This is a genomic window from Solidesulfovibrio carbinoliphilus subsp. oakridgensis, assembly GCF_000177215.2.
Classification (GTDB): domain Bacteria; phylum Desulfobacterota; class Desulfovibrionia; order Desulfovibrionales; family Desulfovibrionaceae; genus Solidesulfovibrio; species Solidesulfovibrio carbinoliphilus.
Genome location: NZ_CM001368.1, coordinates 3488579 through 3501105, shown reverse-complemented (window position 1 = coordinate 3501105; position 12527 = coordinate 3488579). Strand labels below are relative to the sequence as shown.

At 67.8% G+C, this 12527-nt stretch carries 11 protein-coding genes; 7 read left to right on the top strand and 4 right to left on the bottom strand.

Annotation, left to right across the window (positions count from 1 at the left end):
* Window positions 1-15 precede the first annotated feature (15 nt).
* The 4 genes from DFW101_RS15325 (at window position 16) to DFW101_RS15310 (ending at window position 3377) form a co-directional block, all read left to right on the top strand.
* On the top strand, window positions 16-390 hold the full coding sequence (locus DFW101_RS15325) for a hypothetical protein (RefSeq protein ID WP_009182436.1): 375 nt from the start codon (window positions 16-18) through the stop codon (window positions 388-390).
* Window positions 391-531: 141 nt separating this feature from the next.
* Window positions 532-852: a DsrE family protein gene (locus DFW101_RS15320; protein WP_009182435.1), complete on the top strand. Its 321-nt coding sequence runs from the start codon at window positions 532-534 to the stop codon at window positions 850-852.
* 71 nt (window positions 853-923) lie between these two features.
* Complete coding sequence (locus DFW101_RS15315; RefSeq protein WP_009182434.1) at window positions 924-2096, top strand: MltA domain-containing protein; 1173 nt, start codon at window positions 924-926, stop codon at window positions 2094-2096.
* Between the two features lie 162 nt (window positions 2097-2258).
* Complete coding sequence (locus DFW101_RS15310; RefSeq protein WP_009182433.1) at window positions 2259-3377, top strand: PP2C family protein-serine/threonine phosphatase; 1119 nt, start codon at window positions 2259-2261, stop codon at window positions 3375-3377.
* Between the two features lie 106 nt (window positions 3378-3483).
* Here the strand turns inward: DFW101_RS15310 and DFW101_RS15305 are convergent, their stop codons facing one another.
* The 4 genes from DFW101_RS15305 to DFW101_RS15290 form a co-directional block, all read right to left on the bottom strand.
* Window positions 3484-3828: an STAS domain-containing protein gene (locus DFW101_RS15305; protein ID WP_009182432.1), complete on the bottom strand. Its 345-nt coding sequence runs from the start codon at window positions 3826-3828 to the stop codon at window positions 3484-3486.
* A 42-nt stretch (window positions 3829-3870) separates the two neighbouring features.
* Complete coding sequence (locus DFW101_RS15300; RefSeq protein ID WP_009182431.1) at window positions 3871-5094, bottom strand: response regulator; 1224 nt, start codon at window positions 5092-5094, stop codon at window positions 3871-3873.
* Complete coding sequence (locus DFW101_RS15295) at window positions 5091-7484, bottom strand: PAS domain S-box protein (RefSeq protein ID WP_232286079.1); 2394 nt, start codon at window positions 7482-7484, stop codon at window positions 5091-5093. The genes DFW101_RS15300 and DFW101_RS15295 overlap by 4 nt, the downstream gene beginning before the upstream one ends.
* A gap of 109 nt (window positions 7485-7593) precedes the next feature.
* Complete coding sequence (locus DFW101_RS15290; protein WP_009182429.1) at window positions 7594-8034, bottom strand: RrF2 family transcriptional regulator; 441 nt, start codon at window positions 8032-8034, stop codon at window positions 7594-7596.
* A 494-nt stretch (window positions 8035-8528) separates the two neighbouring features.
* Here DFW101_RS15290 and DFW101_RS15285 point away from each other — a divergent pair, with 494 nt between their 5' ends.
* Genes DFW101_RS15285 through DFW101_RS15275 form a run of 3 tightly spaced genes read left to right on the top strand, consistent with a single transcriptional unit; the run spans window position 8529 to window position 12504 of the window.
* Window positions 8529-9125, top strand: a complete 597-nt coding sequence (locus DFW101_RS15285) for a TetR/AcrR family transcriptional regulator (protein ID WP_009182428.1) — start codon at window positions 8529-8531, stop codon at window positions 9123-9125.
* Window positions 9125-11254, top strand: a complete 2130-nt coding sequence (locus DFW101_RS15280) for a SulP family inorganic anion transporter (protein WP_009182427.1) — start codon at window positions 9125-9127, stop codon at window positions 11252-11254. Before DFW101_RS15285 ends, DFW101_RS15280 begins: the two co-directional genes overlap by 1 nt.
* A 23-nt stretch (window positions 11255-11277) precedes the next feature.
* Window positions 11278-12504 (top strand): response regulator, encoded by a 1227-nt coding sequence (locus tag DFW101_RS15275; protein ID WP_009182426.1) that lies wholly within the window; start codon window positions 11278-11280, stop codon window positions 12502-12504.
* Window positions 12505-12527: the final 23 nt, after the last annotated feature.

Sequence of the window (12527 nt, the reverse complement as noted above, 5' to 3'; positions counted from 1 at the left end):
CCAAGGAGGATGGGCATGGCCGAGGATTTCAGGACGCTTCTCATGGAAACGGACAGGCTGCCGGACGGGGACCGCTGGTTCGGGGACATCCAGATCGGCGGCTGGTTCTACTTTTCCGCCCAGGCCGGGCCCTACCACGAAAGCCGGCCCCAGACGGTTCTGCCCGACCCCATGGGCTACGAATCCTTCGAGGTGCGCCTCATGACCGTCCAGGGCGTGATCAGCTACGGCCGCTACGGGGCCTGGCTCGACCTCCAGAACAAGCCCTGGGCCAAGCTGTTCGCCACCGAGCGGCCGACGGTCCTGTTCGCCCCGGACGTGCCGGTGGCCACCTGCCAGCAGATCTACGAAGACCTGCTCCACTACGCCCGGACCAATCCGCTGCCGTAAGCGAAACAGCCCCGGGAACCCGCGTCGACGCGGGTTCCCGCTGCGCGCCGCCCTCCCGTCCCCGCGCCTTCCCTCCGGCCGCCACTCGGTATTGCCCTGGCTATCGAATTTTTCTATTGCAATGGGCCGGAGGAATCGAAAATGCAAATACTGATCGTCCTGTCGAGCCCGGACCCGGAAATCAAATGGAACGCCGTGCGCTTCGGCAACTTCCTGCTCGAAAAGGGCGAGGAAGTGACCATCTTCCTGAACGGGCCGGCCGTGGACCTCTGCCAGGGCGACAGCGACGCCTTCCCCATCGCCGCCCAGGCCAAGCTCTTTGGCCTCAGCGAGGGCAAGCTCGCCGCCTGAGGCAAGTGCCTCGGCATCCACGGTGTGGAAGCCAAAGCCCCGGTCGTGCTGTCGAACATGGAATTTCTCTACGCCCAGATGCGGGCCGCGGATCGCATCCTCAACTACTAGCCCGGTCCGGCGGACCGGGCAGGGGGCCGGGTTTCGTTGCCAACGCCCCGGCCCCGCGCTATAGCCGGGCCATGAAGCGCCCCACCCCCTCCGTCCGCCGGCTCCTGGCCGGGTTTGTCTGCCTGTTCGCCCTGTGCCTGGTCGCCGGTTGCGCCGGCGTGGCCGACCGGGAACGCTCCGAAGCCCCGGCCGTGCGGCCCGGCCCCCCCCCGGCGCCGGCCACGACCGGCCAGCCGTTGCCGCCCGGCCCCCAGGCGACGGCGGCCGGCCCCTGGCCCGGGCGTCTCACCCCGGCCAGCCAGCAGATCCCGAGTTTCGCCTCCCTGGCCCCGGCCGTGGACCGGTCCATCGCCTACGCCGCCCGGAAGCCCGCCGGCGCCCTGGCCGTGGACCGGCCCGGAGCCCGGCTGACCTGGGGCCAGCTCCACCAGTCGCTTTCCACCTTCCGCCGCATCCTGCCGGAACTCGACCGTGATCCGAGTATTCTTTCCAAGTATTTCACATGGGCGCCCCTGGAGTCCGACACGCTCCTGACCGGCTACTACGAGCCGACCATCGAGGTCTCGCGCACCGCGCACGGGCCCTACGTCTGGCCCATCTACCGCAATCCCGGCAGCCTGGCCAAAACCCACAGCCGCGAGGCCATCGACTACAAGGGGGCCCTCAAGGGCCGGGGCCTGGAACTGGGCTTTGCCAAGGACCCGATCGCGGTCTTTTTCCTCCACGTCCAGGGCTCGGGCAAGCTGCGCTACGTGGAGGACGGCTCCACGGTCTATGCGCTTTTCGACGGCAACAACGGCCACCGCTACGTCGGCGTCGGCCGGATCATGGTCAACCGGGGCTGCTTCGCCGAGGAAGAGATGAGCATGCAGCGCATCCGCCGCTTCCTTGAGGAAAACCCGGCCCAGATCCGGGAATACCTGACCGCCAACCCGAGCTACATCTATTTCAAGGCCTCCCAGACCCCGCCGGTCGGGGCCATGGGCGTGCCGGTGACGCCCCACTGCAGCGTGGCCGTGGACCCGGGGTTCGTGCCCTACGGCACGCTGTTGGTGGTGGACGGCGACCTGCCCGGCTTTTCGAGCCCGTCGCCCGAGCGGTTTACGGGCTTCGTCATGGCCCAGGACACGGGCTGCATGCGCGGCAACCATTTCGACCTCTACCTCGGCCCCGGGGACAAGGCCGCCCACCAGGCCGGCCTCATGAAGGGCACGGCCAAGGCCTACGTCCTCATGCCGCGCTGACCCAGGCGCCGCGAAGGACGTTCGGAAGGGACCGGGGAAGGCGAGCCGGCAGCGGCGCATTCTTGCGGGATTCCAAAGGGCCGCCGCCTTGGGCCGCCGGAGGCCTTCCCCCCGGCTGGCATGGCGGCCTGCAACCACAGCGGGGCGGACACAGGCGGTTTCATGACGCGAGTGCTCATCGCCGACGACAATGCGATCTTCCGGGAAGTGATCAAGCGGCACGTGGTCGCGCTTTTCGGCTTCGAGACCGTGGAGGCCGCCGACGGGGCCGCGGCCGTGGCCCTGGCCGAGGCCGGCCGGCCGGACCTGATCCTGCTTGACCTCATGATGCCCGGCATGGACGGCATCGAGGCCATCCGCCGCATCCGGGCCCTGCCCGCCATGCGTGACGTGCCCATCGTCTTTCTCTCGGCCGAGACCGACCGCCGCAAGTGGGCCGAGGCCCTCTCGGCCGGGGCCAACGACTTCATCTCCAAGCCCTACCACCGCCAGGAGCTGGAGGCCCGGCTGTCGCTGCACCTGAAGCTCGCCAGCCTCGGCCGGGAACTGCGGTCCCAGAACGCCCTTTTTTCCCGGGAACGCTACCTGGCCGGCTGCGTCCAGCGCCAGCTCCTGCCCAAGGACCTCGATTTCCCGGGGTTCGAGTCGGCGGCCGTGTACCAGGCCCAGGAGCAGGTGGGCGGGGATTTCTACGAGGCCTGGGACGACGGCCGGGCCGTCTACATCCTCATGGCCGACATCTCCGGGCACGGCGCCTCGGCCGCCATGCTCATGGCTGTCTGCAAGGGCCTGCTCCTGTCCCTGCGCGAGGACCGGCTCTCGCCCGAGGAGATCGTCGGCCGGCTGAACCGGTTCCTGTGCACCCTGCTCGACGGCGGGGACCTCGACATGTTCGTGACCCTGGTCCTGGCCCGCATCGACCGGGCCGCCCCGATCCTGTCCGTGGTCTCGGCCGGCCACGTCCCAAGCTTCATCCTCGGCCCCCGGGGGCTTGCCGACATCGCGCCCCACGGCCCGGCCCTCGGCATCATCGCGGACTACGCCTGGACCGCCGAGACCGTGCCCTTCGGACGCGGGGACATGCTCTTTCTCTACACCGACGGCCTGACCGAGCTGCGCTCCCCGGACAAGGTGTTTTTCGGGGACGAGCGGCTGCGCCTGCTCCTGCGCCCGGACCGGTCGCCCAAGGACCTGATCGGCGAAATCATCGAGACCGCCCTGCCCTTTTGCAAGGGCACCCTCCACGACGACCTGGCCATGGCCGCCCTGCGCCGTCTCTGAGGGGGAAAAGAAAAGAGAAGAGAAGATGCCTCCGGCGGCCGGGAGGGGCTAAGCCCCTCCCGGACCCTCCCTGGCGGGGGAGGAGAGGGAGAAGGCCGGTCGTCGGTCAGACGGCCAGACTGGTAAGAGCCGCCGCCTTGTCCGGGAAGACGTCGAAGATGGTGCCGAGCGTCACCACCCGGATCACTTTCGCCACATGCGGGTGCAGGCTGCAGATGGCGAACCGGCCGCCGTGGTTGGCGACGGCCTTGCGGATCGAGACCATGGCCCCGATGGCCTTGCTGTCCATGAAGGCCACCTGGCCGAGATCGAGCAGCAGGTTCGCGGCCGAGGAACCGGCAAAACGCTCCAGCACCATGTCCTTGAAATCGTCGCTGACCGTATGGTCCACTTCGGCCGCTCCCACCTCCACCACCAGGCACGAGCCTTCGCGCGTCGCCGTCAGTTCCATGGATTCCCCCTCACGATGGTGCGTTGTGTCGCAGGGCCGGGCTCAGGCCTCGCCCGCGGCCTGGCCCCTGGCCACCTCGGCCGCGCAGGCCTCGCGCCAGGCCGGCAGGCGCTCCGACAGCCCGGAAGCCGCCAGATAGAGCTCGTCCAGGGGATTGAGCGCGTACCCCCGGCTGATGACCACCAGCTCGTGTTCGAAGCGGTTGGCCACGTGCACGGCCAGCAGCGGGGAAAAGCCGGCCCACCGGTCGCGGCCGGGCTCGTGGTGCAGGTACACGGCCCGGACCACGGGATCGTCCACGCCCCACAGGCCGAGCAGGTAGGCCCCGACCTCGGCGTGGGACGCGCCAAAGACCTGCCGCTCCATGTCGAGCACGGTGCCCCGCCCCTCCTGGCAGGCCGCGATGACCTCGCGGTAGGCGTCCGGAAAATTGGTGGCCATGACGAGCTTGCCGACATCATGGAGCAGGCCCGCGATGTAGCAATGCTCCTGGATCGCGCCCGGGGCCCCCTCCCCGACCGCGATCAGCCGGGCCAGCCGGCCCGTGCCGAAGCTGTGGGCCCACAGCTTCTCCAGGTCGAAGTCCCGGAAATCCTCCTTGCGAAACCGATCGAAGAGTCCGACGCCGAGAACGAGGGCCTTTATGACCTCGAGCCCGAGCAGGTTGACCGCGTGGGCCGGGCTCGACACATGGGTGCGCAGGCCGAAAAAGGCCGAATTGACGAGTTTGAGGATGCCGGCCGACATGCCGACATCCTGGGCGATGAGCCCCGCCACCTCCCGCATGGACGGGTCCTCGCAGGACAGGAGGTCGAGCAGGGCCGCGTAGAGCCGGGGCACGGTCGGCAGGCGGTCGAGCCTGGCCACCACGTTTTTCACCCGCTCATCCAGAAAGACCTCGCGCAGGCCAAGGCTCCTGGCGATGGCGGCCTTGAGTTCGGCCGGCTGGCAGGGCTTGGGCAGGAACTGGTGGGCCGGGCGCACGGTCTGCAGGATCATCTCCCGGTCGGAATGGCCCGAGAGCACGATGCGGATGGCCCCGGGATTGCGGATCTGGGCCTCGCGCAGGAACATGGCCCCGTCCATGCCCGGCATCCGCATGTCGGCCACCACCACGTCAAAGGGCTGCTCCGCGATCATGGCCAGGCCGGCCGCCCCGTCCGAGGCAAAGGCCATGTCCCACTCGCCGCGCATGTCGTGGAACATGCGGCGCAGGGCCGACAGGACGTTCGGCTCGTCGTCGACGAACAGTATCCGGGTCTTCACAACGGCTCCTCCCCGGCGGCGAGGCCGGCCGTGCCGTCCCCTTCGCCCCCGCCAAACGGCACGCGCACGACAAAGGTGGTCCCCCGGCCGGCCTCGCTGTCGAAATCGATGGATCCGCCGTGCTTGGACACCACGATGTTGTGGGTGATGGCCAGGCCCTGGCCCGTGCCCTTGCCCACCTCCTTGGTGGTGAAAAACGGGTCGAAGATCTTGCGGCGGTTCGCCTCCGGGATGCCGGCCCCGGTGTCGGCCACGGTCAGCTTCAAAAATTCGCCGTCCGCCTCGGTGCGGATGGTGATGACGCCCTTTTCGGCCGTGCCCTTGACCTTGTCGGCAATGGCGTGGGCGGCGTTGACCAGGATGTTGAGGAGCACCTGGTTGAAATCGCCGGGCAGGCAGAAGACCGGCGGCAGGGTCCGGTCGAGGTCGAGCGACAGGTCGGCCACGTACTTCCACTCGTTCTTGGCCACGATGACCGTGTTTTCCACGGCCGCGTTGATGTCCACCGCCACCTTGTCCTCGCCGCCGGGGTGGGAGAACTTCTTCATGGCCGACACGATGGCCGTGACCCGGGCCACGCCTTCCACGGACTGTTCCAGGGCCCGGGGGGCCTCGTCCAGGAGAAAGTCCACGTCGGCCTCGCGCCGGGCCGCCTCGATGGCCGTGGCGGCCTCCGCGTCGCCGGCCGTCCGGGCCAGCTCCCCGGCTAGGGCCGTGGTCTTTTCCAAAGCGGCGGCGAGGCCCGCGAAAGCCGTGGACAGAAAATGGAGGTTGTCGCCGATGTACTGGGTCGGGGTGTTGATCTCGTGGGCGATGCCGGCGGCCAGCTCGCCCACGCTCTCGAGCTTCTGGGCCACGGCCAGCTGGCGTTCCAGGGTCTTTCGCTCGCTGATGTCGAAGACGATCTCGAAAAGCTTGAGCTTGCCCCGGCGCATGGCCGCGACCACGGTCTTTATAATCGGCACGGTGCGGCCGTCCGGCCGGGTCAGCCGCATCTCCTCGTTGACCAGGTTGCGCTCGGCCAGGACGCAGGCCGTAATGCGGCGGCCGCCCTGGTCGCTCCAGTCGATGACCCCGCAGGACTTGCCGAGGAGCTGTTCGCGGCTTTGGCCGCACAGTTCCTCGGCCACGGGATTGACGTCCTCGATGATCCGGGTCTTGGGGTCGATGATGAAGATGCCGGCCTGGACCCCGGTGAGGATGCGGCGCAGGACCTCCTGCTCGTCGCGCAGGTCCTTTTCCACCCGCTTGCTGTCGGTCACGTCCGTGGCCACGCCGACGATCCCCTGGGGCCGGCCCTCGGCGTCGTCGAAGCGGGCCCGGTTGAGGACCAGGTGGCGTTCCCGGCCCGAGGCGTTCTCCAGGGCGATCTCGAACTGCTGCACCCCGTCCGTCTCCAGGATCTCCCGGTCCTTTTCGGCCAGGAATTCCCCGACCTCCTCGGAAAAGATCTCGCGGGCGGTCAGCCCCAGGGCGCTTTGGATGGACACGCCGAGAAAGGTCTCGAAGGCCCGGTTGAGGCTGACGTAATGCCCGGCCGGGTCCTGGACGTAGATGGGGTTGACGGCCGCGTCCATGAGGCTTCGCTGGAAGGAAAGCTGGTTATTGAGCTCGGTCTCGGTCCGGCGGCGGTCGGTGATGTCCTCGGCCACGGCGAGCAGGCATTCCGGACGGCCCTCCGGGTCCCGGACGGCCGTCACGTTGACCCGGGCCCACACCTCGGTCCCGTCCGGCCGCAGGTAGCGCTTTTCCCGGACCACGGAATCCTCGCGCCCGGCCAACAGCCCGGCCAGGGCGGTCCGGTCGCCTTCGCGCTCGTCGGGATGGGAGATGTCGGCATGGGCCCTGCCGACCAGTTCCAGGGCCGGCCGCCCCACCATGCGGGCGAACCGCTCGTTGACTTCGAGATACCGGCCGTCCGGGGTCTGGCGGTTGACTCCGATGCCGGCCTGCTCGAAGACGGCCCGAAACCGGCGCTCGCTTTCCGAAAGGTCGCGGCACCGGTCGGCCAGCTGTTCCTCGGCCCGAAGCCGCAGCGCCCCTTCGAGGGACACGGCCAGCTGGTAGGGATCGAGGGGTTTGAGGAGCAGCCCGTAGGGCCTGGCCTCGGCCAGGGCCGCAAGGCTTTCCCCGTCCCGGCTGGCGGCCACGAAGACGACCGGGATGCCCCGCCCGGCCAGGGCCTTGCCCAGGGCCACGCCGGCGGCGACGTCCGGAAACGGGATGCTGACCAGGGCGATGTCCGGGGCGAGCCGCACGGCCAGGTCCATAGCCGTGGCCGCGTCCGGGGCCGGCCCCACCGGCTGGTGGCCCAGCCGGACGAGCTCGCGGCGCAACGACTCCCCCGAGGCCAGATCGTCCTCGGCGACCAGAACGCGCCTGCGTTCCACGCTTGTGTCCGTGCCGGCCATGCGCCCACCCGACTGTTCCGTTTTGTCGCGACTGTACTCGCCACCCTAGGGCAAAACGGCGTGGGCGTTCAAGCACTATTGCGAAGCACTAGCCGGCGCAGTCCCCGCCCCCGTTCCGGGCCCGGCTCCGGCCGACCAGATCGGCCAGGGTAATGGCGTCGAGTTTCTCGTGCATGGCCCGGGAGGCCTCGGCCCAGACCTCGCGGGTCAGGCAGTCGGCCTGGCGCGGACAGGGGGTTCCCGCCTCGCCGTCGCACTCGACCAGGGTGAATTCGCCCTCCAGGGCCCGGACGATGGCCCCGACCGAAATTTCCTCCAAGGGCCGGGCCAGCTCGTGGCCGCCGCGCGGACCGCGCCGGCTGCGGACGAATCCGGCCTGCTTGAGCTCGCGCACCAGCTTTTCCAGGTATTTGACGGACACGCCCTGGCGGGCGGCGATGTCCTTGATGCGCACCGGACCGGCCTGGTCGTTTAAGGCCATGTCCAGGATCATGCGGGTTCCGTAGCGGCTGCGGGTGGTCAGCTTCATGGCGAGGCCTCCTGGCGGGATGGCGGACGGCAAAGCGATCAGCCCGGCGCACTCATCCATACGAATACGGTAGACAAACTCCCCGGCGGCGTCAACGCGACAAGGGTGCATCCGGAAAGAAAAGACCGGGCGGACCCGCCCGCCTCCTGCCGCCGTCCCTGCCGCCGCGACCGGCCCTCCGTCCCAGGCGCCCGGGCTGCGCTCCACCCTGCCCGTTGCGGGCCACGATCCCCGTCCCGGCCGGCCGCCGGACCGGCCCGTTGCCGCCGACTGCCGGCGCCCCGGCACGCCGTTCCTTCTGAAACACCGCAACCATTTCTTCCGGACCGTACGGCCCGGCAGCGCCGGAATTTTCTTTTAACATATTAAAATAAAAATATTTTTCAGCATGTTTCGAATCGAAACAAAAACCCCCGATTTTCTTGACACCGGCCCGGACGGGGGTCTAAAACAAAAACCGACTGAGTACTCAGTCGATTTGTGCGGACCTTCACATGACCAAAAAAGAAGCCATACGGTACGCTGCCACGGTCCTTTTCGCCCACAAGGGGTTTCAGGATACCACCATGCAGGACATCTGCAAGGTGACCGGGACCGCCGAGGGCACGATCTTTTACCATTTCAAGAGCAAGGAAGGCCTGCTCATCGCCATCCTCGAGCAGGCCAAGACCCGCATTCTCGAAGAGTACGACGCCGCCTTCACCGGCCGGGACTTCGCCTCGGGCCTGGAAATGATGGAAGAGGCCGTCACCTTCTACTTCCATCTGGCCGGGGTCATGGAACACGAGTTCACGCTGCTCCAGCGCCAGTTTCCCCACCAGCTGGCCGAGGACAACTCCGAGTGCCGGTCCCATCTGGCGGCCATCTACAACTGCCTGACCGACATCTTCGAACGGGTGGTGCGCGCCGGCCAGGACGACGGCTCCATGGGCGCGTTTCCGCCCCGGGAAACCGCCATGATCCTTTTTGCCATGGTCGACGGTCTGTTACGCCTAAAGACCTGCAACCTCTACGACGCCGGGGCGCTTTTCGACGAGCTGATCGCATCCTGCCGCAGGATGCTGGCCAAACCACGTGACGGGAGTTGCTGATGTTACTGAGAATCTTTCCCTTCCTCGGCTGGTTCAAGGGCTACGACATGGCCGCGCTCCGGGCCGACGCCATCGCCGGCCTGACCGTGGCCCTCGTGCTCATCCCCCAATCCATGGCCTACGCCCAGCTGGCCGGCATGCCGCCCTATTACGGCCTGTACGCCTCCTTCCTGCCGCCGCTGGTGGCCGCGCTCTTCGGTTCGAGCCGGCAGCTGGCCACCGGCCCGGTCGCGGTCGTCTCGCTCATGACCTCGGCTTCGCTCGCCCCCCTGGCCACGGCCGGTTCGGAAGGCTACATCGCCTACGCCATCCTGCTGGCCCTGCTGGTCGGCATCTTCCAGTTCTCGCTCGGCGTCCTGCGCCTGGGGCTGGTGGTCAACTTCCTGTCCCACCCCGTGGTCAACGGCTTCACCAACGCCGGCGCGCTGATCATCGCCTCCTCCCAGCTGTCCAAGATGTTCGGCGTCAGCGTCGACGACGCCGAGCACTACTACGAGACCATCATGCGGGTGGTGGCCGCAGCCTGGCACCACACCGACTGGACCACCTTCATCATGGGCGCGGCCGCCTTCGCCATCATGTTCGGGCTCAAAAAGCTCAACCCGCGCATCCCCAACGTCCTGGTGGCCGTTGTCCTGACCACGGTCGCGTCCTGGGCCATGGGTTTCGAGCACAACGCCACGGTGGATATGAGCGCCATCAAGTCGCCCGCGGTCGTGGCCGACATCGAGGCCTTCAACAAGGCGGCCGCCGCCCTGCCGGCCATCGCCGCCAAACGGGCCGAGCTGACCCCACGCGAGGACGCGGCCAAGGCCGCCCACGACCCGGCCGCCATCCTGGCCGTGGAACACGACATCGCCCTGCTCGACCTGGAAAAAGACCAGGCCGCCCAACAGAGCGCCGCCTTCCGGGACAAGCTGCGCCACTACCTCCTGGCCGGCGTGCCCGGCCAGGGCGGCACCCTGGCCCTCTACGACAAGGGCGAACTGCCGGCCGGGGCCAAGACCGACGGCCGCACCTGGATAATAAAGGTCGGCAACTCGCCGCTTAAGACCGACAAGCTCCTCATGATCGGCGGCGGCCAGGTGATCGGCGTCGTGCCCTCGGGCCTGCCGACCTTCACCATCCCCAAGCTCGACCTCAAGGCCATCGTGCGCCTGCTGCCCTTTGCCGCCATCATCTCGCTTCTGGGCTTCATGGAGGCCATCTCCATCGCCAAGGCCATGGCCGCCAAGACCGGCCAGCGCCTGGACCCCAACCAGGAGCTGATCGGCCAGGGCCTGGCCAACATCCTCGGCGCGGTCGGCAAGAGCTATCCGGCCTCGGGCTCGTTTTCCCGCTCGGCCGTCAACCTGCAAGCCGGGGCCATGACCGGCTTCTCGTCGGTCTTTACCAGCGCGACCGTGGTCATCGCGCTCTTTTTCTTCACCCCGCTCCTCTACCACCTGCCCCAGAGCGTCCTGGCCGCGGTCATCATGATGGCCGTCATCGGACTTTTAAACGCCTCGGGCTTCGTCCACGCCTGGAAGGCCCAGTGGTACGACGGGGCCATCTCGATCCTGACCTTTCTCTGCACCCTGGCCTTTGCCCCGCACCTGGACAAGGGCATCATGGTCGGCGTCACCCTGTCGCTTCTGGTCTTCCTCTACAAGAGCATGCGGCCACGCGTGGCCTCCCTGTCCCTGACCGAGGACAGCGCCTACCGCGACGCCTCGGTCTTCAAGCTGGCCGAGTGCCCGTTCGTGGCCGTGGTCCGGTTCGACGGCACGCTCTTTTTCGCCAACGCGAGCTTCCTCGAGGACCAGATCACCGAGCGGATGCAGGCGAGCAAAAGCCTCAAGCACATCATCCTGGCCGCGGACGGCATAAACGACATGGACGCCTCGGGCGAGGAAGCCCTGTCGCTGCTTGTGGACCGGGTCCGCAGCGCCGGTCTTGACATCTCGCTGTGCGGCGTGAAGGAATCGGTCATGGACGTCATGAAACGGACCCATCTTCTGGAACACATCGGCGAAGACCACCTCTATCCGGATCTGACCCAGGCCCTTTGCACCGTGCACAAGGATTCCTGGCACGCCCCGGGCGAGAGTTGCCCGCTGACCAGCGTGTGCCGTCTGCCCGGCGCCTAAGCCCGAACCTCTAAGGAGTCGCCATGTCCGTCATATCCATCTTCAGCGGCGTGTTTTGCAAGGAACAATCGGTGGTCGCGGCCCTTCACGACGCCACGGGCCTGCCCATCGTGCGCGACGCCGAGCTGGTGGCCCTGGCCGCCAAGCTCTCGGGCCTTGGCGCGGACAAGATCGAAAAGGCCTTTTCCGCCAAGACTTCGGTTTTCAACAAGTTCACCCACGAAAAACAGCGCGCCGCCGCCTGGTTGCGCCTGGCCCTGGCGACCAGGCTGGCCGAAGAGGACCGGATGCTCCTCGCCGGCTTCACGGCCCTTTTGCCGCCGCGCGAAATCGCCCACGTCCTTCGCGTCTGCCTGATCGCGGACGCCGGCTTCCGCCGGGCCGCGGCCGCCGAGGAGGCCGGGCTCCCGGACCGCGAGGCCCAAAAGGCCCTGGAGCGCGGGGACGAGGAACGGGCCCTGTGGGCCGCCCTGGTCGCGGACACCAAGGATCCCTGGTCTCCCTCCCTCTACGACATCGTCGTGCCCATGGACAAAACCGGAGTGGACGAGGCGGCCGGGCTCATCACCCGCCACGCCGCCGATCCGGCCGTGCGCGTCACCGACGCCTCCCGCCGCACGGCCCGCGATTTCCTCCTGGCCGCCCGGGTCGAGACCGCCATCACGGGCAAGGGCCACGACGTGGCCGTGTCCGCCAGGGACGGCGTGGTCATCCTGACCATCAACAAGAAAGTCCTGCTGCTCGACCGCCTGGAAAACGAGCTGCGTTCCATCGCCACCAAGATCGACGGCGTCTCCGACATCGTCACCAAGGTCGGCAAGGGCTACTACCAGACCGACATCTACCGCCGGGCCGACTTCGAGATGCCGACCAGGGTCTTGCTCGTCGACGACGAGCGCGAATTCGTCCAGACCCTGTCCGAGCGCCTGTCCATGCGCGAGGTCGGCTCCCACGTGGTCTTTGACGGCGAATCCGCCCTGGAGATGGTGGCCGACGACGAGCCCGAGGTGATGGTCCTCGACCTCAAGATGCCGGGCATCGACGGCCTGGAGGTCTTAAAGCGCACCAAGGCCACGAGGCCCGACGTCGAGATCATCATCCTGACCGGCCACGGCTCCGAGGCCGACCGCGACGAGTGCATGCGCCTTGGCGCCTTCGCCTACCTGCAAAAACCCGTGGACATCGAACAGTTAAGCGATACCCTCAAGCGGGCCAACGAAAAGGTGCGCGCCAAAAAGGCCGGCCAGTAACGCCTTGCCCGGTCCGCGGCCCC